Source organism: Mesorhizobium sp. CA12, assembly GCF_020165255.1.
Classification (GTDB): domain Bacteria; phylum Pseudomonadota; class Alphaproteobacteria; order Rhizobiales; family Rhizobiaceae; genus Mesorhizobium.
Genome location: NZ_JAIUHT010000005.1, coordinates 97,635 through 120,729, shown reverse-complemented (window position 1 = coordinate 120,729; position 23,095 = coordinate 97,635). Strand labels below are relative to the sequence as shown.

The following is a 23,095-nucleotide window of genomic DNA, read 5'->3' as shown; positions in this document are numbered from 1 at the left end:
ACGAAGGGACTCCGGGCGTGCACCGGCCAGCATGCCGTTGAGAATAGCGCAACCGATGGCAATCTTGGCTTTCGGGCGACAAGGCGCGGACTCGTAGACGTCGGCCGATGTGTCCCTTATAGCGCCGAAGACGAGCACGTCTTCAATCTGCTCGCCTTTTCTTATCTCGAAGGTCGAATGAGCAGTTTACAACGGCTGACTGAGTTTGGCGCCCAGCTTTGCGCCTGATGCCGGCCATTCCAGCAGAGCTTTGCCTCCTCCGGGAAGCGGACATCGCAGGGTGACAATGCCGGATGTCGTCGGATTCCAGAGGCAGACGACGCGAAATTGAATCCGCCACCCTCGGTGCGCTTGGTTCGGCGCCTCCCTACTGGTGACGCGGAGACGGATGCGTGCGCCCTGCGGATCGACCCTCAGGACGGCTTGTCGTCCGGATGGCCGAGCTCGCAGAACCAGCCGCCGAGATATTTCACTGACGGTCTTTTCGGATCGGGAACCGGCGTCTTCGCCTCGACGGCGGCGCGGAATGGCTCGGCGCTGTCCTGTGGGATAAATCCCAGATGGTTCGCGCCGCTGTTGTCGACCATCTTCAGCTTGTTATCGGAAATGCCGTAAGAGATGGTGTGGCCGACGCGCGGCGCGGTCAGCGATGCCTCGACCAGGCGCACGCAATCGGCAAAGGATAGGTACGACCACAGCATACGGCGGTCGGCCGGTTCAGGGAAGGACGAGAAGATGCGCAGGCATACCGTCTCGATGCCGAACTTGTCCCAATAGAGCCGGCTGAGACTCTCGACAAAGTTTTTCGACACGCCGTAGAGGCTGTCGGGACGCACCGGCGCGTCGACGCCGATATGCGCCTCGACCTCGTGGTAGCCGATGGCATGCACCGACGAGGCGTAGATGACGCGCTTGACGCCATGTTTCCGGGCGCCTTCATAGATGTGGTAGGAGCCGCGGATGCTGGAATCGAGGATGGTCTGCCACTCGCATTCGAGCGGCGCGCCGCCGAAATGCACGATCGCGTCGCAGTCCTTGGTCGCTGCGATCGCGGCTTCCATGTCGGCGAGATCGAAAACCGCTTCCTCTTCGTGAGGCGCGAGATCGCCGAACGGGTGGCGCCCCGCCAGGCGAATCGTCTTGGCCAGCGGCACCAGCCCCTTGCGCAGCTCCGATCCAAGCCGGCCGGCGGCGCCGGTGATCAGGATACGTTCGTAATGCGGCATCGTTTACTCCACTTGCGCTACGGCGGTATTGATCCGCGAGATCGCCTCGGCCAGCACCTCTTCGTTGGTCGCGGTCGAGATGCGGAAATAGGGTGACAGTCCGTAGGCGCCGCCGGGCACCGACGCCACCCGGCCTTCACTCAGCAGGTAATTCGCAACCGCGGTATCGTCTTCCAGCACGACGCCCTTCGGGGTCTTGCGGCCGATCAGGCTGGCGCAGCCGATATAGGCATAGAAGGCACCTTCCGGCGGCGACAGCGTCAGCCCGTTGATCTTCCCGATGCCGTCCACGACCAGATCGCGGCGCCTCTCGAAAGCCTGGCGGAAGCGCGCGACTTCGTCCTGCGGACCGTTGAGCGCGGCTACGGTCGCGGCCTGCGCGATCGAGCACACCGAGGTGCAGGACTGGCTCTGGATCGTCGACATCGCCTTGACGAGCGGCGCGGGTCCCGCCGCGTAACCGACGCGCCACCCGGTCATCGCGTAGGATTTCGAGACGCCGTTGACGATCAGCGTGCGGTCCTTGAGCTCGGGGCAGGCCTTGCCGAAGGAAACGAACTCGCGCCCGTCGAACAGGATGTGCTCGTAGATCTCGTCGGAGAGGACGAGCACTTGCGGGTGCACGGCTAGAATGGCGCCGAGTGCGCGCAAATCCGACTCCGAATAGACCGCGCCGGATGGATTACCCGGCATGTTGAGGAAGAGCCATTTCGTCCTCGGCGTGATTGTTTTTTCCAAGAGCGCTGGGGTCAGCCGGAAACCGGTGGTCTCCGGGCATTCGACGACGACCGGCGTGCCGCCGAGCAGCTTCACCATTTCGGGATAGGAGACGAAGTAGGGCGCCGGCAGGATCGCCTCGTCGCCCGTCTCCAGCGTTGCCATCAGCGCGTTGAAGATGATCTGCTTGGCGCCGTTGGCCACCACGATGTCATCGGCCGTGTAGTCCAGGCCGTTCTCGCGTCGGAATTTGCCGGCCACAGCCTGGCGCACCTCGGCCGTGCCGGCAGCGGCGGTGTAGAGGGTTTGTCCCGCTTTCGCCGCGAAATGCGCGGCATCGATGATGTGGAGGGGCGTCGGAAAGTCGGGCTCGCCCAGGCCGAGATCGATCACGTCCACACCCCTGGCGCGTAGCGCCTTGGCGGCCTGCGAAGCGGCCATTGAGGCCGAAGGCTTCACCACCGAGAGGCGCGAGGCAATATAGCTCATCAGTCGTTCTCCGTGATGTAACCCTTGGACCGGTCATTGGCTCGTGCGGCCGCATTGCGTTTGACCGGATCGCCATAGCCGCCGCCGCCTGGCAGTTCGAGGATCAGCCGGCGTCCCGCCGGCACATGCTGCCAGCCCTTGGGCCGCATCTTCGTGCCGTCGTCGAGCTTGACCACGCCGGCAACGCCAGACTTCCCGCCATTGCGGCCGTGGGCCGGATGGTTGACGCGGTCGAACATGGCCGAGAAGTCGAATTCGTGGCCGTCGGTCGCTGCGATCTCGATGATCTGTCCGAGGCCGCCGCGGAATTCGCCGTCGCCGCCGGAGTTCGGGCGCAGCTCCTTACGCCAGATTACGATCGGGCCAGTATGTTCCGTCGCTTCGATCGGCATCGTGTGCACGCCGGACGGAAAGGCCGTCGCCGACAAGCCGTCGAGCTCGGGGCGGGCGCCCATGCCGCCGGAATTGAACATAAGCACTTCGGCGCGGCGACCGGATGCGCCTGAAACAGGGCGCGCCGAAATATGGATGTTCCAGAGTGCGCCGGCGCCTTCCGCGAGGATTTTTCCGGGTAACGCCTTCGAGAAGGCGCCGAGCACCAGATCGGGAACCATGTGGCCGAAAATATGCCTGAGCGCCACCGGCGCCGGCCGCACCGCGTTCAGGATGTTGACCGGTGAGGATACGGTGAAGAAGGCGAGCGAGGCGGCATTGTTGGGAATGTCGGGCGCCACCATGCATTTCAGCGCATAGCAGGCATAGGCCTTGCTGTAGATGATCGGGCAGTTGATGCCCCAGCGGCTCATCGGATCTGTGCCGGTGAAATCGACTTCGACATGGTCGTCGCGGACCGAGACCGTCGCTGCGAGCTTGACCGGCTCGTCATAACCGTCGGTCACCAGCTCGTTCGACCAGCTTCCCTTGGGCAACGCCTCGATGCGTTCGAGCATGGCGTCGCGGGTGCGCGAGAAGATGAAGTCGCCGAGCCCGTCGAGCGAAGTGAGGCCGATCTCCTTCATCATATCGACGAGGCGGCGATGGCCGACCTCGTTGCAGGCTGCAAGCGAATAGAAATCGCCGACGACCTGGTTGGGCTCGCGGACATTGGCGCGCAGGATGCGGACCAAGTCAAGGTTGACCTTGCCCTTCTCGGCAAACTTCATGATCGGGATCTGGATGCCTTCCTCATAGACCGATTTGCCGTCGGCGCCGAAGCCGCGGCCGCCGACATCGACGACATGTGCGGTACAGGCGAAGAAGGCGACGAGCTCGCCATTGAGGAAGGACGGCGAGACCATGGTGATGTCGTGCAGGTGGCCGGTGCCGAGCCACGGATCGTTGGTGACGTAAGTGTCGCCCTCGAACATTTGATCGCGCGGGATCTCGTTCATGAAATGCAGCACGGCTTCGGCCATGGTGTTGACGTGGCCGGGCGTGCCGGTCACCGCCTGCGCCAGCATCTGGCCGCGCGGATCGAATACGCCGGCCGACAGGTCGCCGGATTCGCGCACCGAGGTCGAAAAGGCGGTGCGCAAAAGCGTGAGCGCCTGCTCCTCGACCACCGAGATCAACCGGTTCCACATGACCTGCATGCGGATCTCGCCAATATCGCTCATGCCTGGCTGCCTTTGCGGGTCAGGAGGATCGCGCCGTCGCTCTGGATGACGGCGTCGAAGCTGGTGGTGACAACGGTCGATGTCTCGCGCTCGACGATGACGGCCGGGCCAGCGATGCGATCGCCGGGGCACAGCGCCTCGCGTTCGACGATGCCGTAGCTCTGCGGCGCCCCCGTTGCCGGATCGAAGACCGCGCGGGTCGTCGTCGGTTGGCTGGTCTTCTTGCCTGCGGTGAGCTCGTGCCTGGTGCCGGCCGGACGAATATCGGTCGCCTTCACCGACCAAGTGACGATCTCAATCTCCAGCCCGTCGAGCCCGTCGATGGCGCGGCCGAAGAAGCGCTGATAGCTGGTCTCGAACAGCGCCTTGAGCCTGGCGGCCGCATCGTCGCCGAACGGCTCGTCCGATACCGGCACGGGGATTTCCCAGCCCTGGCCGGCATAGCGCATGAAGGCGGTGATCTCGCAGACGATCTGGCCACTGGCGCCGGTGCGGACAAAGCCTTCGGCGGAGGCTTTGAGATCGGAGAGCAGGGCGTTGACTTCGGCCGGCTTGAAGCGCGAAAGGCGCGTCAGTTTCGAGGCCAGCGCCTCGTAGCCGAACGGCGCCTTGAGGAAACCGATCGCCGATCCAACGCCGGCGCCGCGCGGCACGATGCACTGATCGATGCCGAGCTTTTCGCAAAGCCTTGCCGCATGCAGAGGCGCTGCGCCGCCAAAGGCGATCATCAGATTGTCGGAAATGTTCTTGCCGTTCTCAACGGCGTGTACGCGGGCGGCGTTGGCCATGTTCTCGTCCACCACCTCGCAGATGCCGAAGGCGGTCGACATGGCATTCAGCGACAGGCGCTCGCCGACATCGCGCAGGATCGCCTGCTCGGAAGCGGAGATGTCGAGCTTGATCGCGCCGCCGGCGAAATTGTGCGGATCAAGCTTGCCGAGCACCAGGTCGGCGTCGGTGATCGCCGGGCGTTTGCCGCCGCGGCCGTAGCAGGCCGGGCCGGGTTCCGAGCCCGCGCTTTCCGGCCCGGTCTGGATACGGCCCATAGCGTCCACCCACGCGATCGAGCCGCCGCCGGCGCCGATCTCGATCATCTCGATCACGGGGATCGAGATCGGCATGCCGGAGCCCTTGGAGAAGCGATAGGTGCGCGCCACTTCGAAGGTTCTCGCCGTGCGCGGCGCAAAATCCTCGATCAGGCAGATCTTGGCGGTGGTTCCGCCCATGTCATAGGAGACGACCTTCTCCAGGCCGAAGCGCCGAGCGATGTCGGCGGCAAAAATGGCGCCGCCCGCGGGACCGGACTCGACCAGCCGGACAGGGAATTCAGAAGCAGTTTCCACCGAGATCAGGCCGCCGCCGGAATGGATCATGAAGACCGGGCACTCGGCGCCCATGTCCTTGAGGCGCGTCTGCAGGCGGGCGAGATAGTCGGCCATCTGCGGCCGCACATAGGCGTTGGCGCAGACCGTGTTGAAGCGCTCGAACTCGCGCATCTGCGGCGAGACCTCGGCGCTGATCGAGATCGGGATGGTGAGCTTGCGAGCGAGGATCTGGCGCGCCCGGCGCTCGTGGTCGGGGTTGGCGTAAGCGTGGATGAAGCCGATCGCCACCGAGCCGAAATTGCCGGCCAAGATCCGCTCGGCGATTTCCTCCAGGGCTGCTTCGTCGAGCGGTTGCAGTTCCTGGCCCTCGGCGCCGATGCGGCCCTTGACGGTGAAACGATCTTCACGCGGGATCAGCGGCGTCGGCAGCTGCAGGTTCAGATCATACTGCTCGAACCGGTTCTCCGTCCGCATCTCGATCACATCGCGAAAGCCTTCCGTCGTGACAAGCGCGGTCCTGGCGCCGCGCCGCTCGATCAGCGCATTGGTGGCGAGCGTCGTGCCGTGGATGATGATGCCGATCTCGGCTGCCGAAATTCCGGCATCGCGCACGACGACGTCGATGCCGTCGAGGATCGCCTGCTCGGGCGCCGAATAATTGGTCAGCACCTTGGTCGAAAACATCGTTCCTCTGACATCGAGGGCGATGTCGGTGAAGGTGCCACCGATGTCCGCGCCGAGGCGGATGTCGTCTGATCTGGAGGTCATGGCGTGGCCTTCTGCGAAGCGAGTGCTGCGTCGCGCATCTGGGATAGGGTCTGCCGGGGCGTGAGCGCTTCGGGCGAGATGGCGATGTCGAGAACGGCGCCGGTCGCAGACTGCTGGGCCCGCCGGAACGCCGCCGCGAAATGCCCGGTGCTTTCGACGCGCTCGGCGTGAAAACCATAGGCCCTTGCCAGCGCCACGAAGTCCGGGTTTTCCAGCGAGGTGCCGGAGACGCGGGCCGGATAGTTGCGTTCCTGATGCGCGCGGATCGTGCCGTATATGCCGTTGTTGATGATGAGCACGATTGGCTGCGCGCCGGCCTGCATAGCCGTGCCGAGCTCCTGGCAGTTCATCTGGAAGTCGCCGTCGCCGGCAAAGCATACGACTGTGCGCTGCGGAAACGCGACTTTCGCGGCGATGGCTGCAGGCAGGCCATAGCCCATGGCGCCAGACTGCGGGGCAAGCAGCCGCGCGTCCGGCCCGAACTTGAAGAACTTGTTCGGCCACACCGTGAAATTGCCGGCGCCGTTGGTGAGGATGACATCGGCCGGCAAGGTCTCGCGCAACCAGGCGGTGACCGTGACCATGTCGACCGGGCCGGGCTGGACGGGTGCCGCGAATGTGGCTTCATAGGCCTTGCGCGCTGCCGCGCGCCAATCGGCCCAGGCGCCCTTGACCGGGGTGAGTGCCTTGGCGAAAGCGTTCGGGCCGGCATGGACGCCGATCGCGGGCACGTAGATCTTGCCGATTTCGCGGTCGGAGCCGTGCACATGGATCAGCTTCTGGCGCGGCACCGGAACGTCGAGCAGCGTGTAGCCGTCGGTCGTCATCTCGCCGAAGCGGACATTGACAGCCAAGATCACGTCAGCATCGCGGATCAGCGTCTTGACATGCGCCACCATGCCGACGCCGGCTTCGCCAACGAAGACTGGCGAATGGTTGTCGAACTGGTCCTGGTAGCGGAAGGCGGCAATGACGGGGATGTCGGAAGCCTCGGCGAAGGCCTGGAGCGCGGCGCGTCCGTCCGCGGTCCAGTTGGCGCCGCCCATGAGCAGCACCGGCCTCTCGGCCGCAGCCAGCATCTCAAGCGCCGACGAAAGGGCATTCTGCGACGGAGCGGCTTCGAAAATCGAAGCAGGGCCGCTGAGCGGCGCGGCCTCGGTCGAGGTCGTCAGCATGTCTTCGGGCAGCGCGACGACGACGGGGCCGGGCCGGCCGGTCAAGGCGGTGGTCCAGGCGCGCGCCAAGATTTCAGGCAGACGCTCAACGTCGTCGATCTCGACCGCCCATTTGGCGACGGTGCCGTAGACGGCGCGGTAGTCGATCTCCTGGAAGGCCTCGCGGCCCTTCATATCGGTGCCGACCTGACCGACGAAGAGGATCATCGGCGAACTATCCTGCATCGCGGTGTGGATGCCGATGCTGGCATTGGTCACGCCTGGGCCGCGGGTCACTAAGCAGATGCCGGGCGATCCCGTCAGCTTGCCGTAGGCCGAGGCCATGAACGCCGCGCCGCCTTCATTGCGGCAAAGCACATAGTCCAGCCTCCCCTTGGTGTCGTGCAGCGCGTCGAGAACGGCGAGATAGCTTTCGCCGGGCACGCCAAAGCTCTTGGTCGCGCCCAAGGCGATCAGGCATTCGACAAGAAGGCGACCGCCATTGCGGACCATGCTTCGACATCCTCTTAAGCCGGTGGCAAGCGGACCGAGCCTGCCTTTCGGATTTATACCTGCACTGCGGCCGGTCGACGCGAAATCAAGAAATGCGATCCATACGAAAGTTTTTCTTTCGCTATGCAATCCGCACCAAAACACTGGGGTTCATCATGCCCGACGGATCGAATGCATCCTTCAGCCGTGCCATGAGCTCCCGCTCCACCGGACTTCTGTTCCGGTCGGCCATGGCGATCTTGGCGCGGCCGAGCCCATGCTCGGCGGCGAAGCTCCCGCCCATGTCGGTGGCTGAAGCGGCCAGCGCCTCAGCGAATACCGCGGCTTTCCCATCGAAATCGGCGCGGCCCGCCGGCGGCGACAGATTGTAGTGGATGTTGCCGTCGCCGAGATGGCCGAACGGGTTGACCCGCACGCCCGGAAGAATCTCGTGGCATAGTTTCGCGCCCGCCTCGATGAAGCGCGCGATCGCGCCCGGCGGCACGGAGATGTCGTGCTTGAGCTGCTCGCCCTCCAGCCGCTGGCCTTCCGGCTGCTCCTCGCGCAGGCGCCAGAACTGCGCCCGCTGCGCGCCCGAATTGGCCAGTGCGCCATCGACGACCAGGCCTTGCTCCATGCCCCATTCCAGCGCCGAACCCAGGATGTCGTCGAGGGGAACGCGCGTCGAGCCCGACGCCATCTCGACGAGCAGATAGACGTCGCCCCGCGTCTCCAACTGATAGGCGAGGTCTGGAAGATGCTTGAGCGCGAGCGTCAGGCCGACATCCGAAAAGAACTCAAGGCCGGCCAGGAACTCTCCGGCCTCGCCACGCAGAAACGCACCGAACGACACGGCGGCGGCGAAGTCGGACATCACCAGGAGGGCGCTCGCCCGCTGCTTTGGCGAGGGATAGAGCCTGAGGATTGCTCGCGTCACGATGCCGAGCGTGCCTTCCGAACCGCAGAACAGCTTGCGCAGCTGATAGCCTGCATTGTCCTTCTGTACCGCGCGCATTCCGTCCCACACCGTGCCGTCCGCCATGACGACCTCGAGGCCGAGGACCAGATCCTGCATCATGCCGAAGCGGAAGGCCTGGCTGCCGCCGGCATTGGTGCCGATCAGACCGCCGATCCTGGCGCTGCCTTCGGCCCCAAGATGCATCGGGAACATCAGGCCATGCGGCTCCAGTGCCTCGTGCAGCGCGGCGAGCACGACGCCTGCCCCAACCGCGATCGAGCCGCTCTCCGGATCCGGCTCGCCGATTGCGGTCATGCGCGACAGCGAGACGATCACCGCGTTTGGCTGCTCGGCGACGGCCCCGCCGCACAGGCCGGTATTTCCGCCTTGCGGCACGACCGCCAATCCTGCCTGCCGGCAAGCCTTGACGACCGCGGCCACCTCCGCGGTGTTGGCGGGGCGGGCGACGCCCACGGGCCGGACGCCGTAGCGGTTGAGCCAATCGCGCTGGTAAGGTTGGGCATCATCGCCCGAAAGCCAGCCTTTCGGTCCGAGTATCCCGCGCAGGGCGACTATAGGATCGGTCATTGAAATTCCTGCTGATGTGCGCGCGAACGTTGCATCTCCCGGGATGCTGTTCAATGACCCAGCACCTGCGACAGGAACTGACGGGTTCGCTCGTTTCGGGAGGACGTGAAGAACACCTCCGGCGGCGCCTCTTCGACGATCTCGCCGCGGTCCATGAAGATGACCCGGTCGGCGACGCGACGGGCGAAGCCCATTTCGTGGGTCACGCAGATCATCGTCATGCCTTCGGAAGCGAGCGTCACCATGACATCCAGCACCTCGGCGATCATCTCCGGGTCGAGCGCCGAGGTCGGCTCGTCGAACAGCATGATCTGCGGCTGCATGCAGAGCGCGCGGGCGATCGCGACGCGTTGCTGCTGCCCGCCGGAAAGCTGGCTCGGAAACTTCATCGCCTGCTCAGGGATTCGCACCTTCTCCAGAAAGCGCCTGGCCGTCGTCTCGGCTTCCGCGCGCGGCCGCTTGCGCACGATCATTGGCGCGATCATGCAGTTCTCCAGCACCGTCATGTGCGGGAACAGATTGAAGTGCTGGAACACCATGCCGACTTCGCGCCTGATCCCGTCGATATTGCCGACGTCGTCGTTGAGCTCGGTGCCGAGTACGGCGATGCGGCCGCCGTCATGCTGTTCGAGCCGGTTGATGCAGCGGATCAGGGTGGATTTGCCGGAGCCTGACGGACCGCAGATGACGATCCTTTCGCCGCGCCCGACGGAGAGGTTTATCTTTCGCAGCGCGTGGAACGACCCGTAATGTTTGTCGAGGCCTTCGATATGCACGGCCGGGCCGGACGGGAGCGTGGAATCCATGCGCGCCTCCTACCGCTCGCCGACCGCCATGCGGCGCTCGAGGTAAGCGCCGTAGCGAGACAGGCTGAAGACGAAGACGAAATAGATGAAGGCAATGAAGGCATAGACCTCGACATATGCGAAGCGCCATTCGCCGGTGCCATAGGCGGCGTTGCCGGAGGCCAGGATCTCGAAGAAGCCGACGATGACCACCAGCGAGGTCTCCTTGAACGAGATGACGAACTGGTTGATCGTGGCCGGCAGCGCGTTGCGCATCGCCTGCGGCAGAAGGATGCGGCCGATACGCTGCCAGTAGCTCATGCCGAGCGCCATGGCGGCTTCTTCCTGCCCGGCCGGGACGCCCTGCATGCCGCCTCTGACGATCTCGGCCTGATAGGCGGAGAAGAACAAGGCGGAACCCAGGATCACCCGGTAGAGCTTGTCGCCCGCCAGCCACTGCGGCAAGGCGAAAGGCAGGACGATGGCGAAGGTGAACAGGATCGAGATCAGCGGCAACGACCGGACCCCATCGATGATGAGACCGGTGGTCCTGGATATCCATGGCAGCTCGGAGCGGCGCAGCAGCGCCAGGCAGACCGCCAGCGGGAAGCCGATCAGGCAGGTGGTCACGAAGATGAAGAGGGTGAGCGCCAGCCCGCCCCAGGCTTCCTCGCCGACATAGGAAAGGCCGAGCACGCCGCCCTTCATCAGCACGTAGTACGACGCTGCTCCTGCTCCCCACACCAGCGCGATCCGGCGTCCGGTCCAGAAGGCCGGAATACAGCTCAGCACCGTCATCACCACCACGGTCAGGCAGGCGAGCGCGGAGCGCCATTGCTCTTCGAAGGGATAGAGGCCGAACAGGATGATCCGCCACCGGGCAGCGATGACCGACCAGCAGGCTCCCGCCGCCGCCTGGCACGCCTCGGGTCCACCGCTGGTCCTGAACACGGCAGAAAAGACTGCCCAGTTGAGCAGTTTCCAGACGATAGAGACCATGATCGCCAAGGAGATCAGCGACAGCAGCGCCTGGAGCGGCGTCGCGAAGAAGCGGCGCTTCAGGTCTTCGAGCCTGCCCGGGGCAGGGGGGGCGACAATGACCATCTCCATCTCTGTCATCACCTCAGTTGATTGCCCTTGATGGCAATGGCCTTGTTGATGCGGTTGAAGACGGCGGCGAGGCTGAGATTGATGGCGAGGAAGCCTCCCATCAGGATGCCGATCACTTCCAGGGTCTGGCCGGAATGATTGATGGTCAACGCCACGATCATGAAGAAGTCGGTGAAGCCGACGGCAATGCCCATGGTCGTGGCCTTCATCAGCCAGACATACTGGTTGGCAAGGATCGGCAGCATGGCCCGCAACGCCAGCGGCAGACGCACCAGCGTGAAGACGCGCCATGGGCTCAAACCGAGCGAGCGTGCAGCTTCCATCTGGCCCATGCCGACAGATTTGAAGCCGCCGCGCACGATTTCTGCGATGTAGGAGCCGCCATAGATGGCGATCGCGATAGCCAAGGCGGAGAATTCCGGCGGAACGCGCAGGCCGCCCCTCAGGTTGAGGCCTTCTAGGGCCGGGAAATCGAGCAGCGGTGCGTCAGGCAGACGTCCTACCACCAAAACGATGGCCGCGCAGGCCAGCGCCGCAGCAGCACCGGCAAGCTGAATGGTGGCACGCTGGCCGAACGGCTGGCTGAGCCGTGACGTCCTGGCCAGCCAGACCGGCAGCGCGACGGCGGCGATCACGGCCGATGTGGCCAGCGCCATTGCCACCCCGCCGACATTCGGCGCCGGCACGTAGAGGCCGCGGCTGGTCAGCAGAAAGCCCCAGGCCTCGTGCGCAGCGCGCGGCGTCGGCAGGTGCGTGATCAAAGCGTACCAGAAGAAGACCTGGAGGATCAGCGGGATGTTGCGGAAGATGTCGACATAGGTGCGGCCGAGCAATTGCGCCAGTTCGTTGGACGAGGTCCGCGCCAGGCCGACGATCGTCCCGACGAGCGTTGCCAGGATCAGCCCGGTGCAGCCCAGGAACAGCGTGTTGATGATGCCGATAAGGAAGAACCACCAATAGGGATCGTTGGCCGTGGCCGGCAGCAACGAGAAGTTCACGTCCCAGCCCGTCGACTTGAACAGGAAGTCGAAGCCGGAGGTAATGCCTTGCTCGGCGAGGTTGCGCCTAGCGATCATCACGCAGGCAAGGACCATCGCGGCGAGTGAGCCGACATAAAGGGCCTGCAACAGCGCGTTGCGGACCTTCTGATTTCTCAGCAGGCTGATCATCAGGATCTTCCCGAATTGGCGCCGGCTCCGCCGGGCAGGCGGCCGGGCGGAGCGCAAAGCGGATGCGTTAGGAACGGATCAGTCGATCACCAAGGGGATCAGTCGATAACCAGCGGGAACAGGACGCCGCCATTGTTCCAGAGGTTGGTTAGCTCGCGATCCATCTTGTAGGGCGAATCCTTGCCTAGGTCGCGATCGAAGATCTCGCCGTAATTGCCGACCTTCTTGATCACGTTGTAGGCCCAATCGTCGGAGAGTCCGAGGCCCTTGCCCATGCCGGGCGTCACGCCAAGGAACTTCGCCACCTGCGGCGAGGTCGGCTTGGCCTTGATCTCGTCGACGTTCTTGGAGGTGATGCCTTCCTGCTCGGCGAAGATCAGTGTGCTCAGCGTCCAGTTGGCGATGTCGACCCAATTGTCGTCGCCTTGGCGCATGATCATGACTTCCGGCTCTACCGCGAGCACGTCGGGCAGGATGACATGGTCTTCGACCTTGCTCTTGGCGATGCGGGCGATGGCCAATGTCGGACCCCACTGCGCATAAAGATCGCAACGGCCGGAGAAGTAGGCCTGCTCCAACTCTTCCGTCTTTTCGATCAGCACCGGCTCGAGCTTGATGCCGAGCTTCTGGGCGTAGGCGGCGACCTGCTGTTCCTGCGAAGTGCCGGCGGGAATGCAGATCGTGCCGCCATTGGCATCCTTGAGCGATTTCAGGTTGAGCTCCTTATGCGCCATCACCTTGGTGGTGCCGAGATAGTAGGACATCGAGAATTGCAGGCCGAGCTCGGTGTCGCGGCTGAGTGTGCCGCCCGAGGCCTTGATGATGATGTCGACATCGCCCGACTGAAGCGAGGGCCAGCGCTGCGCCCAGCTGATCGGCACGATCTTCAGTTTCGCCGGGTCGCCGAACACAGCGGTCGCCACCGCCTTGCAAAGGTCGATGTCCATGCCCTTCCAGTTGCCCTTGTCGTCCACTTCGGCGAAGCCGAGATAGGAGCCGTCATGGCCGGTGCAGTTGAGCACGCCGCGGGCCTTCACGGTCTCCAGCGTCTTGCCGCCGGCGGCTTCAGCCGGCGCCGCCAGATGAACGAGGCCCAGGGCCATGGCGGCGGCCCCCCATTTGATCATTTTCATAGTTGTTGTCTCCACTGTTGAGGTTGTTCCGTTTCTTGTTGTTGGAGCCCCGCAAGATGTCTTCGGAACTCGGTCTCGAAGCCGCCTCTCAGTCGGAAAGCGGGGTCGGTTTCGGCAAGGAGAGTTTCAGGTCGCTCCGCCAATCCTCCTGGGCGAGCCATCGATGGAGCGCTGCCACCGCCTTCACGCGCAGATGCCCGCGCGGAACGACGAGGTAGAAACCCGGCACTTCCTCCGGCTTCATATCGGCAATGGCGTCGCGGCCGATCGGCGCCACCAGCGCGCCGGAGCGGAAATCTTCCTCGGCATCGATCACGGAAACCAGGCCGACGCCGATGCCTTGCAGGGTCGCCCGACGCATGGTCGCGGCATCGTCGAAGCTGATGCTGCGGTCTCCATCCGTCAGCTCGACGCCAAGGTGCCGCAGAATATCCGGCCACAGGCGCTTCGACTTGACGGTGTCGAGCAGCGTGAACTTCGTGAGATCGTGCGCCGACTTGATCTTTTCGCCGATCGCCGGCGTGCAGCAAATGATCTTCGGATCCGGCACCAACAGCGTGGTTTCGTAGTCCGGCCAGTTGCCGTAGCCCCACTGCACGGTCATATCGATGTCGTCGCGCCCGAAGTCAGGCAGGTCGACCATCGTCGTCAGGCGCAGATCGGCGCCCGGCAGCATCTCGCGGAAGAGCGAGAGCCTGGGCAGCAAATAGTGCGTGGCGAAGTAGGGGCTGGCATTGAGGTTGATGCGGTCGCGGTAGTTCGACTTGGTGACGCGGCGGACACCTTCGGAAAACTCCTCGAAGCCGGCCTTGACGTAGTGCGAGAGCAAAATGGCGGATTCGGTCAGCTCGATCGATCGGCCCTTGCGCTCGAACAGCGTCACCTGGAGCGTGTCCTCCAGCAGCTTGATCTGCTGCCCGACCGCTTGCGGCGTGACCAGCAATTCGTCGGCTGCCTGCCTAAAACTCTTGTGCTGCGCGACGGCGTGGAAAACGCGCAGCGCATTGAGCGATGGGAGGCGAAGCTTGCCGGTCATGGGAATTCCGCCTCCTTTCGTTCGAGACTCCGTCGATCATGCACTGCTGAATGTCAGCCGGGCCGGGCTGATGAAATTGGTTCAGGCGTAGATGTAACCACCTGAGACAATGACGTTTTCACCGGTCATGTAGGTATTCTTGGGTCCGCCCGTCATGAGTACCCACTCGGCGATTTCCGTCGGCTCGGCGCCGCGGCCGAGAGGGCTTGCCTTAGCCAGCTCCTCGAGGAAACCGAGCGCCTTTGCCTTCTCCGTGGCCATGCCGGCGGGTGCGACGGAATTCACCAGGATGCCGTCCTTGGCGACGTGATGGGCAAAGGAGCGCGTCAGGCTGACGACGGCTGCCTTCGTCGCTGCATAATGGGCGTTCTGCGGATGCGCCTTGAAGGCATCGACCGAGGTGAGGTTCACAATCCGCCCGCGGACATGGTTCTTCGGCTCTTGCGCCTGCATGTGGCGAACCGCGGCCACCATCATGTGATAGGTGCCCTTGATGTTGATGCCGTTGGAGGCGTCCCAATCGGCGTCGGTGATTTCGAGCAGCGGACGGCGCGGATAGATGGCGGCGCAATTGATCAGCGTGTCGATGCGCCCGAGCTTCGAAACGATGGCGTCGAAAGCGGCATGGCACTGCGGGCCGACCTGGATGTCGCAAGTCGCCGCTGCGGTCGGCAGGCTCTTGGCCTTTGCCGGATCGAGCGCGCTCTGCGCTGCTTCCTGGTTGATGTCGATGATACCGATCTTTGTCGCTCCGGCCTCCACGGCCATGCGGGCGAGAAGAGCGCCGAGGCCTGCGCCGCCGCCAACGATCAGAACGGAAAGGTCTTTCATCCTGTTTCCCTTACTTGGTGCCGCTCGGCGAGGTTGGCCAGGTCGGCATGATGTCAAAACGGGTAACGTCGGCCCATGCGGGGAGCGCGAGAACCGCGGTCACCATCTTGGCCACGTCATCCGGCTGCACCACTTTGCTGGCGTACATGGCCTCGCGCGCCTTGGCGTCGAGGATGTCTTCATAGAGCTGCGTCTCGACACGGCCGGCGACGATCTCGGTGACGCGTATGCCGGACGCAGAGAGGTCAGCGCGCAGCGCGCCGGCAAAGCCGGAGATCGCCGCCTTGGTGGCCGCGTAGACGGCGATGTTGGAGAATGCCGTGTGGCCGGCGACGGAACCGGTGAACAAGATATGGCCCGACTGCCGCTCGCGCATCTGCGGCACGACGAGGCGGGTGAGCAGGATCGCGGCGCTGAGGTTCACCTCGAGCGTGGTGTCGATGTCGGCGATGTTCATATCGGCGAAATTGCCGAGCGGCGGCATGATGCCGGCATTGTTGATCAAGACGTCGACGGTGAGATCGGCCAGCACCGATTCCAGCGCCTCGCGGTCGGTAACGTCGACGGCGATCGGCACGATGCCCGGACGCTCGGCCTGTAGCTCCTTGAGCGCGGCCTGGCTGCGGCCGACGGCATAGACTTCGTAGCCGGCGTCGCTCAGCGCAATTGCCATCGCCCGCCCTATGCCGCTCGTCGCTCCTGTTATGAAGGCTGTCGTCACCTGGGCTTCCCCGATTGCTTGGGCTTCAGTTTGCGGCCTGAGCCGATGCCGCGAAACCAAGAAAAGCAGCAAAAAGGAAAGATAAACTTTCCAACGCCTTTCGGCGGCTGAAATATTTCGGCGTGCCTATGCGGCGACAAACGCTGCTATCCCAAGGAAAACAATGTCCTCAACCCGCGAAGGCGGATTTCCGATCGCCAACTGAGAAAAAAAATGGCTTTCGTAAACAACCGGCCGCCCGCGCGGCGACAGAGGCAAACGACATCGAAGTCGGTGAACCTACCCGGCGGTCGGCAAAGGCTTTTTCAGCTTGGTGAAAAGCGAGGCCGCCGCGGCCTTCTGCTCGGCCTCGGTTGCCTCGACGCCCGAGGCTTTGGCAAGCGCGCGCACACGTCCCAAACTGTTCTGCAGATGCTTGCGCATCGCCTGTCGGGCTTTGCTTCCGTCCTGCCTTTCAATGGCATCGACGATGGCTTTGTGCTCGCTGTGGATGCGCGCGTAGTAGCTGTCCTTGAGGGCAGGCTCGACGACATAACCGAGCTGGAATCTCGGCACGATCATCGGCCCGAGATAGGCAAGGAAGCCGTGGATGAATTCGTTGCGCGCCGCCTTGGCGATCGCGAGGTGGAAGTCGTAATCGTAATGGATCTGGACCGCGGCGGGGTCGGCCTGCTGCGCGTCGATGTCATCCATTATGGCGCGGATGCCGCTTGCTTCCTTGTCGGTGCGGCGTTCCGCGCAGAGCCCGGCGGATTCCACCTCGACGCTCAGTCTGAGTTCAAGCAAGGAGATGGTTTCCGGCAGGGTCCTGAGTGCCTCGTCCGGGATCGAGAAACTGCGCGGGGTCGGCGTCTTGCTGACGAACATGCCGCGCCCCTGCTGCGGCACAACCATGCCTTCTGAGCGCAGCCTCGCCACCGCCTCGCGCACGACGGTGCGGCTGACATCGTATTCGGCGCAAAGCTCCGCCTCCGTCGGCAGCTGCGCGCCGGGCTGCAACTGACCGGAGCGGATCTTTTCGGCCAGGCTCTCCGCCACCAGGGTGGAAAGCGGCTTGCGTTTCGTCATTGAGGTCCTTCCGTTCAAATCAGATCAGGGCCGTTCAAGTTCAGATTCGGGATGATGCCCGAACCGGCAGGACCATTCAAACCGCCGCGGTGACGATCAGTTCGACCAGCATGCCGGGCTTGGCCATGCGGCCCTCGCCGGAGGAGCGGGCCGGCGCGTGCTCCTTCGGCATCCAGGCATCCCAGACCGTGTTGACCTCGTCGAAATCGCGCACGTCGTCCAGCCACATCTGGACGTGCAGGATGCGGGTCTTGTTAGTGCCCGCCTTGGCGAGCAGCGCGTCGATCTTGTCCAGCACCTCGCGCATCTGGTCGGCCGCGGATTGGCCCGGCTTCGCCACCTGACCGGTGAGGTACAGCGTGCCGTTGTGGATGACGCCGTGATGAACGTGGGTGTCGAAGTCGAAGCGCTGGATGTCGGTCACGGGTTCTCTCTCAGGTAGCCGGCGTCAGCCGAATGGGATTGCCTTGCAGATACTGCGCGTAGGGCGCCTGGACGAGCCAGCCGGCATCGACGGGCAGGGTCACGCCGGTTATCGAGGCGGCGCGGTCGGAGCACAGGAACAGCGCGGCCTCGGCAACGTCGCGCGGCTCGACGAAGCGGCGCAGAGCCGTGGTCGCCTGGATGGCTTCGGGGTTGCGCTCGCCCTTGGCGATCTTTGCTTTCAGCCCGTCCGACAGCGTGTAACCCGGAGCCACGGCATTGACGCGTACCCCATGCGGGCCGAGCTCGGCGGCCAACATCTGGGTGAGAGCCAGCACCGCATGTTTGCCCGGCGTATAGGCCGGCAGCGACAGCGGCGCGAAAGAGGCAAGCGAGCCGACATTGAGGATCGCCCCGCGCCCGGCCGCCGACATCAGCCGGCCGAACACCTGGCAGCCGAGCAGGGTGCCGCGATAGTTGATGCGCCACATCTTTTCGTCTTCGGCGAGGTCCTGGTCGAGCACATGCTTGCCACTCTGCAGGATGCCGGCGCAGTTGACGACGACATGAGGCGTGCCGAAGGCGTCGCCGACGGCTTGCGCCAGCGCCTCGACGGAGACGGGATCGGCAACGTCGGTCCGGACGAAGAGGGCGCGCGGCGCGCCTACGCTCCCGCAGGCGCTCGCCGTTTCCTTGCCACGGACGCTGTCGCGGCCGGCGACGACCACCTGATAGCCGTCCCCGGCAAAGCGCTCGGCGATCGCACGGCCGATGCCGGACGTGCCGCCGATGATGACGGCGCTCATTGCATCAGCCATGGCGGTGGTCCTTTCGCTCGATGTCGAAGAATTCGGCCATGGCCTCGACCTGGAAATCCATCATCGGGCGTCCGGGTTGGATGCGGCAGCCGATTCCCTTCGCAGCTTTGAGCAGCGCCGTCTCGGCCGGCTCCATGATGATGTCGACCACTGTCATCTCCGGCGTCAGCTTGCTCACGTCCATCGGCAGCGGATCGATGGCCTTCAGTCCCGAAGGTGTCGCGTTGATCGCCATATCCATGCCGGACGGATCAGGCTCTCCGACCTCGATCCGGCAGTTGGGAAAAGCCTTGTTGACCAGCGATGCGAGTTTTTGCGCGCGTTCCCTGTCGATGTCGGCCAAGCGGATTTCCGCCGCGCCTTCTTCGGCAAGGCAATAGGTCAGCGACGACCCCGCGCCGCCGGCGCCGACCTGGAGGATGCGCTTGCCGGCGATCTGGTTTCCGCCTGCCTTCAAGCCATCGATGAAGCCGACGCCGTCGAAATTGTCGGCATACCAGCTGCCGTCCGCCTGCCGGCGCACCGAGTTGGCGCTCTGCACGCGCGCGGCGCGGTCGTGAGCGGCCGCGCATTTGTGGTAGACCGGGACCTTATAGGGCACGGAGATGATCACACCCTTGATGTTCTCGGCCGCCGTGATGCCGGCCCAGAAAGTGTCGAAATCTTCCGGACGGCAGCTCAGCGGCACCATCAGGCTGTCGAGCCCCTTCTGCTCGAAGATCTCGTTGAATATGCCGGGGCTCTTCGCATGGCCCACAGGATGGGCCAGCATGACGAAGATGTCGGCCTTGCCGGTTCCGCGCATCGGTTATTCCTTTCCGTTTGACAGTTCGTGATCACTCAGGATTTCGAGCGCCCGCACGAGTGACGAATGGTCGGCGTCCGCGCCGGCGGTTCGCGCTGAGCAGGCATTCATCAGCTGCTGCGCCGTTGCCGTGCCCGGCAATGCAACGCCAAGCGCGCGAGCACTTTCGAGCGCAAGACCGAGATCCTTCTGGTGCAGCCGGATGCGGAAACCCGGGGCGAAGGCGCGGGCGATCATGCGCTCGCCATGCACTTCAAGCACGCGCGATGAGGCGAAGCCGCCCATCAGGGCAGTGCGCACCTTCGCCGGATCGCAGCCGGCCTTGCCGGCAAAGACCAGCGCTTCGGCAACCGCCTCGATGTTGAGCGCGACGATGATCTGGTTGGCGATCTTGCATGTCTGGCCGGCGCCGTTCTTTTCACCGATCAGCGTGATGTTGTTGCCGAGCTCCTCAAAGATCGGCAGCGCGCGCTCGAACTCGGCGGCCGGTCCGCCGACCATGATGGTGAGTGTGGCCGCCTTGGCGCCGACCTCGCCGCCGGAGACCGGCGCGTCGAGAAAACCCGCTCCGACTTCTCGTAGCTTCGTCGCGAATTCGGCTGTGGCGATCGGGCTGATCGAGCTCATGTCGATCACCAGCTTGCCGGCGGATATCCCTTCAAGCACGCCGTTCTGGCCAAACAGGACGCGCTCCACCTCAGGCGTGTCGGGCAGCATCGTGATGACGATCTCGGCGGTCCGCGCCACCTCAGCGGCGGAGGCGACGACCGATGCTCGCAGATCTGCAGGCAGAGGCGAGCGGTTGAGCACCGTGACGACCTCATGCCCTGCGTCGGCGAGATGCCTTGCCATCGGCGCCCCCATGACGCCCAGTCCGATAAAGCCAATCTTCATTTGCAACTCCGTTGCGGCCAGAGCCATCTTGCAGGTTGAGCTGGCCATATGATATAGGACATCATACAAATTTCAATGCACCTTCTTCTCATTGGAGACCGATCGCAAAATGCAGGAGCGTGTCAATTCGCTAAAGGCTGCCGTGCAGGCGGGCAAACCCCACATCGGTATCTGGTGCTCGCTGGCTTCGGCGCTGACCACCGAGGTCGTCGCCGGCTCCGGGACGGGCTGGCTGCTGATTGACGGCGAACACAGCCCGAACGATCTGCGCAGCATCATGGCGCAGCTGCAGGTCGCGGCAGCGTTTCCTTGTGAGGCAGTGGTGCGCCTGCCGTCGGACGATGCCAACCTCATGAAGCAGGCTTTGGATGTCGGGGCCCGTAGCTTGATGATTCCAAATGTGCGCACGGCGGAGCAGGCACGCGCCATCGTCGCAGCCATGACCTATGCGCCAGGCGGCTTCCGAGGCTTTTCCGTCGGTCATCGTGCCAACGCGTTTGGCCGCATCGCCGGCTATCACGCCAAGGCACGCGAGCAGCAGCTGCTGGCCGTCCAGATCGAGGACGAATCGGGCGTCGCCAATGCGGGCGAGATCGCCGCTGTCGCGGGCGTCGATGTGCTCTTCGTCGGCCCCGGCGATCTCTCCACCAATATGGGCGCGATGGGCTATCCAGGCGCTGCACATGTGCAGGAGGCGATCGCTTCCGTGCGCAAGGCCGCGGCCGCCGCTGGCAAGGCCAGCGGCATCCTGGCGCCGGTCAAGGCCGACGCCGACCGCTATGTCGCCGACGGCTTCACCATGATTGCGGTGGGCTCGGATCTCGGTTTGCTGGCGCGGGGCTCGGATGCCCTGATCGCTTCGTTCAGGCAGTAGGAAAAGCCATGGCAATTCCTCCTTACAAGGCGCCTTCCCGGAACGCCTACGACATCGTCATCGTCGGTGGCGCGGTGATCGGTTCGTCGACCGCTTACTGGCTGAGCCAGGCGCTGGGCAGCGGCGCGTCGATTCTCGTGGTCGAACGCGACTCAAGCTACGAATTTTCCTCGACGGCGCTCTCCACCAGCGCAATCCGCCAGCAATATTCCAACCCGATCAATGTGAAGATCAGCCAGTTCGGCATCGAGATCATCCGCGGTTTTCAGGAGCGGATGGCGCCGTTCTACACCAATGAGCCCGCGCCTGATCTCGGCTTCAAGGAACATGGATATCTCTACTGCTGCTCGCCCGAGGGCGTGAACGCGGCGCGCGAACGGGTCGAGCTGCAGCGCAGCCTCGGCGCCCACACCGTCTTCCTCGAACCGGGCGCGTTGAAGGAACGTTTTCCGTGGCTGAATGTCGACGACCTCGGCGGCGGTTCGTGGGGTTCGCGCGAAGAGGGCTGGTTCGACTCCATGGGCTTGCTTAATGGGTTCCGCCGCGCGGCGCGAGCGAGCGGCGTCGAATATATCGACAACGCCGTGACGGATTTGGATGTTTCCGAAGGCCGGGTCGTCTCGGCCCGTCTCTCGACCGGCCAGACGGTTCGTTGCGGAACCCTAGTCAACGCCGCCGGTCCACGCGCACAGCAGGTCGCCGTCATGGCTGGCTTGTCCATCCCGGTTGCTCCCTACAAGCGCTACAGTTTTGTTTTCGCCAGCGCCAATCCCATCCCCGGGCGGATGCCCAATGTCATTGATCTTTCCGGCACATTCGTACGCCCCGAAGGCGAGCTCTTCCTCACCGGCAACACGCCGCAGGGCGACGGGCCGGCCGACTACGACGACTTCGAGATGCATTTTGAAGAGTTCGACGACTACATCTGGCCGGCGCTCTGGCACCGCATTCCAGCCTTCGACGCGTTGAAGGTGCAGACCAGTTGGACCGGCCATTACGAATACAACATGCTCGACCACAACGGTATCGTCGGCTTCCACCCGGAGGTGACCAACTTCATGTTCGCCAACGGTTTCTCCGGCCATGGCCTGCAGCAGTCGCCTGCCGTCGGCCGGGCGGTCTCGGAGCTGATTGTCCACGGGGCTTTTCAGACGCTCGACCTGTCGCCGTTCAGCTACGAGCGCATACCGCGGAATGAACCGTTTCTCGAAGAAGCGGTGATTTGAGCCGTGTCAAACTGAGCCGACCGGCGCTCCCAATTTGATTTCAGGGAAAACGGAAATGAAGATCCTTGTGCCCGTGAAGCGGGTTGTGGACGCCAACGTCAAGGTCCGGGTGAAAGCCGACGGACTGGGCGTCGAGCTTGCCAACGTCAAGATGGCGATGAACCCCGTTCGACGAGATCGCGGTCGAGGAAGCCATCCGCATCAAGGAAGCCGGCAAGGCTGAAGAGATCATCGTCGTGTCGATCGGCCCGCAACAGGCGCAGGAGACGCTGCGCACCGCGCTCGCCATGGGCGCCGACCGCGCCATCCTGGTCAAGACCGACGAGCAGACCGAGCCGCTGGGCGTCGCCAATTTGATCATTTGATGACTCGCAGGACAGCTGGCTGCTTCATTGCATCGCTTTTCGCCTCGCGATCATTTCTGGCGCGAGCGATATCCACCGCGATCCGCTTCTTGTTTGCTTCGGGACGTAGTTGTCCGTCACGCTTTTTGACGAATGACCCATAGTCCCCATGATGGCGGGCCTGAATGTTGCATTCTCTTCTGGCGAAAATGGAAGGCTTCGATTAGCTCCAAAGAGCGTCGAACAGCTCGAAAATGGCTTCAATGACAGCGCGGAGCCGATCTGCGTCGAGATGTTCCATCGATGTCGCGTCAGGTCAGAGGGTACTCTGGGTCGACCTTCAGGCTTAGAAATCGTTCGATCGATCATGCATTCTTCTGTTGCGTCGCACTGTCAAAGTCGAGCCACCCCATCGTGTCCTCAAGCCGTCTCGCTGCATGAGAAAAGGTCTTCGCCAGCGCTCGAGCTGGCAGGTCGATGACTGCAGCTTTTCGAAGCGAAGTTGAGCAACTCATTGGTAGACGA

At 63.8% G+C, this 23,095-nt stretch carries 20 protein-coding genes and 1 pseudogene; 3 read left to right on the top strand and 18 right to left on the bottom strand.

Annotation, left to right across the window (positions count from 1 at the left end):
* Positions 1–413: 413 nt before the first annotated feature.
* From LB520_RS10935 to LB520_RS10850, 18 genes are all read right to left on the bottom strand, one after another.
* Positions 414–1,226, bottom strand: coding sequence for an NAD-dependent epimerase/dehydratase family protein (locus LB520_RS10935; RefSeq protein WP_224625715.1), 813 nt, complete (start codon positions 1,224–1,226; stop codon positions 414–416).
* Between the two features lie 3 nt (positions 1,227–1,229).
* Complete coding sequence (locus tag LB520_RS10930; protein WP_224637506.1) at positions 1,230–2,432, bottom strand: pyridoxal phosphate-dependent aminotransferase; 1,203 nt, start codon at positions 2,430–2,432, stop codon at positions 1,230–1,232.
* Positions 2,432–4,048 (bottom strand): hydantoinase B/oxoprolinase family protein, encoded by a 1,617-nt coding sequence (locus LB520_RS10925; RefSeq protein WP_224637505.1) that lies wholly within the window; start codon positions 4,046–4,048, stop codon positions 2,432–2,434. The genes LB520_RS10930 and LB520_RS10925 overlap by 1 nt, the downstream gene beginning before the upstream one ends.
* Positions 4,045–6,141: a hydantoinase/oxoprolinase family protein gene (locus tag LB520_RS10920; RefSeq protein WP_224637504.1), complete on the bottom strand. Its 2,097-nt coding sequence runs from the start codon at positions 6,139–6,141 to the stop codon at positions 4,045–4,047. The genes LB520_RS10925 and LB520_RS10920 overlap by 4 nt, the downstream gene beginning before the upstream one ends.
* Positions 6,138–7,808 carry a thiamine pyrophosphate-dependent enzyme gene (locus tag LB520_RS10915; RefSeq protein ID WP_224637503.1) on the bottom strand — a complete coding sequence of 557 codons (1,671 nt, stop codon included), beginning with the start codon at positions 7,806–7,808 and terminating at the stop codon, positions 6,138–6,140. The genes LB520_RS10920 and LB520_RS10915 overlap by 4 nt, the downstream gene beginning before the upstream one ends.
* 121 nt (positions 7,809–7,929) lie before the next feature.
* Positions 7,930–9,333: an FAD-binding oxidoreductase gene (locus tag LB520_RS10910; RefSeq protein ID WP_224637502.1), complete on the bottom strand. Its 1,404-nt coding sequence runs from the start codon at positions 9,331–9,333 to the stop codon at positions 7,930–7,932.
* Between the two features lie 50 nt (positions 9,334–9,383).
* A complete protein-coding gene (locus LB520_RS10905; protein WP_224637501.1) occupies positions 9,384–10,139 on the bottom strand; it encodes an amino acid ABC transporter ATP-binding protein in 756 nt (251 codons plus the stop codon).
* Positions 10,140–10,148: 9 nt separating this feature from the next.
* A complete protein-coding gene (locus LB520_RS10900; protein WP_224637500.1) occupies positions 10,149–11,222 on the bottom strand; it encodes an amino acid ABC transporter permease in 1,074 nt (357 codons plus the stop codon).
* A 14-nt stretch (positions 11,223–11,236) separates the two neighbouring features.
* The gene (locus LB520_RS10895) at positions 11,237–12,397 is read right to left on the bottom strand and encodes an amino acid ABC transporter permease (RefSeq protein WP_224637499.1); all 1,161 of its coding nucleotides are present in this window, start codon (positions 12,395–12,397) and stop codon (positions 11,237–11,239) included.
* Between the two features lie 98 nt (positions 12,398–12,495).
* On the bottom strand, positions 12,496–13,530 hold the full coding sequence (locus LB520_RS10890; protein WP_140654345.1) for an amino acid ABC transporter substrate-binding protein: 1,035 nt from the start codon (positions 13,528–13,530) through the stop codon (positions 12,496–12,498).
* An 88-nt stretch (positions 13,531–13,618) separates the two neighbouring features.
* Positions 13,619–14,566: a LysR substrate-binding domain-containing protein gene (locus LB520_RS10885; protein WP_224523045.1), complete on the bottom strand. Its 948-nt coding sequence runs from the start codon at positions 14,564–14,566 to the stop codon at positions 13,619–13,621.
* Between the two features lie 81 nt (positions 14,567–14,647).
* Entirely contained in the window at positions 14,648–15,397 is a 750-nt protein-coding gene (locus LB520_RS10880; RefSeq protein ID WP_224637498.1) for an SDR family NAD(P)-dependent oxidoreductase, read from the bottom strand.
* 10 nt (positions 15,398–15,407) lie between these two features.
* Positions 15,408–16,118: an SDR family oxidoreductase gene (locus LB520_RS10875; protein ID WP_224637497.1), complete on the bottom strand. Its 711-nt coding sequence runs from the start codon at positions 16,116–16,118 to the stop codon at positions 15,408–15,410.
* Between the two features lie 279 nt (positions 16,119–16,397).
* Positions 16,398–17,186: a FadR/GntR family transcriptional regulator gene (locus tag LB520_RS10870; RefSeq protein ID WP_224637496.1), complete on the bottom strand. Its 789-nt coding sequence runs from the start codon at positions 17,184–17,186 to the stop codon at positions 16,398–16,400.
* A gap of 76 nt (positions 17,187–17,262) precedes the next feature.
* Positions 17,263–17,610: a RidA family protein gene (locus LB520_RS10865; RefSeq protein ID WP_224637495.1), complete on the bottom strand. Its 348-nt coding sequence runs from the start codon at positions 17,608–17,610 to the stop codon at positions 17,263–17,265.
* A gap of 10 nt (positions 17,611–17,620) precedes the next feature.
* On the bottom strand, positions 17,621–18,427 hold the full coding sequence (locus LB520_RS10860; RefSeq protein ID WP_224637494.1) for an SDR family NAD(P)-dependent oxidoreductase: 807 nt from the start codon (positions 18,425–18,427) through the stop codon (positions 17,621–17,623).
* Positions 18,420–19,232 (bottom strand): shikimate dehydrogenase family protein, encoded by an 813-nt coding sequence (locus LB520_RS10855; protein ID WP_224637493.1) that lies wholly within the window; start codon positions 19,230–19,232, stop codon positions 18,420–18,422. The genes LB520_RS10860 and LB520_RS10855 overlap by 8 nt, the downstream gene beginning before the upstream one ends.
* A 3-nt stretch (positions 19,233–19,235) precedes the next feature.
* Positions 19,236–20,126 carry a 2-hydroxy-3-oxopropionate reductase gene (locus tag LB520_RS10850; RefSeq protein ID WP_224637492.1) on the bottom strand — a complete coding sequence of 297 codons (891 nt, stop codon included), beginning with the start codon at positions 20,124–20,126 and terminating at the stop codon, positions 19,236–19,238.
* A 109-nt stretch (positions 20,127–20,235) separates the two neighbouring features.
* Here LB520_RS10850 and LB520_RS10845 point away from each other — a divergent pair, with 109 nt between their 5' ends.
* The 3 genes and pseudogenes from LB520_RS10845 to LB520_RS10835 form a co-directional block, all read left to right on the top strand.
* Entirely contained in the window at positions 20,236–21,000 is a 765-nt protein-coding gene (locus tag LB520_RS10845; RefSeq protein ID WP_224637491.1) for an HpcH/HpaI aldolase family protein, read from the top strand.
* A gap of 8 nt (positions 21,001–21,008) precedes the next feature.
* Positions 21,009–22,226 carry an NAD(P)/FAD-dependent oxidoreductase gene (locus LB520_RS10840; protein ID WP_224637490.1) on the top strand — a complete coding sequence of 406 codons (1,218 nt, stop codon included), beginning with the start codon at positions 21,009–21,011 and terminating at the stop codon, positions 22,224–22,226.
* Between the two features lie 55 nt (positions 22,227–22,281).
* Positions 22,282–22,585 (top strand): annotated as a pseudogene (locus LB520_RS10835) (electron transfer flavoprotein subunit beta/FixA family protein); the annotation flags it as partial.
* Positions 22,586–23,095: the final 510 nt, after the last annotated feature.

What these genes read in the sequence shown, in the direction of transcription:
- LB520_RS10910 (WP_224637502.1), bottom strand. Translation starts at nt 9,333, where the DNA reads ATGACCGATCCTATAGTCGCCCTGCGCGGGATACTCGGACCGAAAGGC.
- LB520_RS10930 (WP_224637506.1), bottom strand. Translation starts at nt 2,432, where the DNA reads ATGAGCTATATTGCCTCGCGCCTCTCGGTGGTGAAGCCTTCGGCCTCA.
- LB520_RS10915 (WP_224637503.1), bottom strand. Translation starts at nt 7,808, where the DNA reads ATGGTCCGCAATGGCGGTCGCCTTCTTGTCGAATGCCTGATCGCCTTG.
- LB520_RS10925 (WP_224637505.1), bottom strand. Translation starts at nt 4,048, where the DNA reads ATGAGCGATATTGGCGAGATCCGCATGCAGGTCATGTGGAACCGGTTG.
- LB520_RS10840 (WP_224637490.1), top strand. Translation starts at nt 21,009, where the DNA reads ATGGCAATTCCTCCTTACAAGGCGCCTTCCCGGAACGCCTACGACATC.
- LB520_RS10900 (WP_224637500.1), bottom strand. Translation starts at nt 11,222, where the DNA reads ATGGTCATTGTCGCCCCCCCTGCCCCGGGCAGGCTCGAAGACCTGAAG.
- LB520_RS10905 (WP_224637501.1), bottom strand. Translation starts at nt 10,139, where the DNA reads ATGGATTCCACGCTCCCGTCCGGCCCGGCCGTGCATATCGAAGGCCTC.
- LB520_RS10870 (WP_224637496.1), bottom strand. Translation starts at nt 17,186, where the DNA reads ATGACGAAACGCAAGCCGCTTTCCACCCTGGTGGCGGAGAGCCTGGCC.
- LB520_RS10845 (WP_224637491.1), top strand. Translation starts at nt 20,236, where the DNA reads ATGCAGGAGCGTGTCAATTCGCTAAAGGCTGCCGTGCAGGCGGGCAAA.
- LB520_RS10855 (WP_224637493.1), bottom strand. Translation starts at nt 19,232, where the DNA reads ATGCGCGGAACCGGCAAGGCCGACATCTTCGTCATGCTGGCCCATCCT.
- LB520_RS10885 (WP_224523045.1), bottom strand. Translation starts at nt 14,566, where the DNA reads ATGACCGGCAAGCTTCGCCTCCCATCGCTCAATGCGCTGCGCGTTTTC.
- LB520_RS10920 (WP_224637504.1), bottom strand. Translation starts at nt 6,141, where the DNA reads ATGACCTCCAGATCAGACGACATCCGCCTCGGCGCGGACATCGGTGGC.
- LB520_RS10880 (WP_224637498.1), bottom strand. Translation starts at nt 15,397, where the DNA reads ATGAAAGACCTTTCCGTTCTGATCGTTGGCGGCGGCGCAGGCCTCGGC.
- LB520_RS10935 (WP_224625715.1), bottom strand. Translation starts at nt 1,226, where the DNA reads ATGCCGCATTACGAACGTATCCTGATCACCGGCGCCGCCGGCCGGCTT.
- LB520_RS10895 (WP_224637499.1), bottom strand. Translation starts at nt 12,397, where the DNA reads ATGATCAGCCTGCTGAGAAATCAGAAGGTCCGCAACGCGCTGTTGCAG.
- LB520_RS10890 (WP_140654345.1), bottom strand. Translation starts at nt 13,530, where the DNA reads ATGAAAATGATCAAATGGGGGGCCGCCGCCATGGCCCTGGGCCTCGTT.
- LB520_RS10850 (WP_224637492.1), bottom strand. Translation starts at nt 20,126, where the DNA reads ATGAAGATTGGCTTTATCGGACTGGGCGTCATGGGGGCGCCGATGGCA.
- LB520_RS10860 (WP_224637494.1), bottom strand. Translation starts at nt 18,427, where the DNA reads ATGGCTGATGCAATGAGCGCCGTCATCATCGGCGGCACGTCCGGCATC.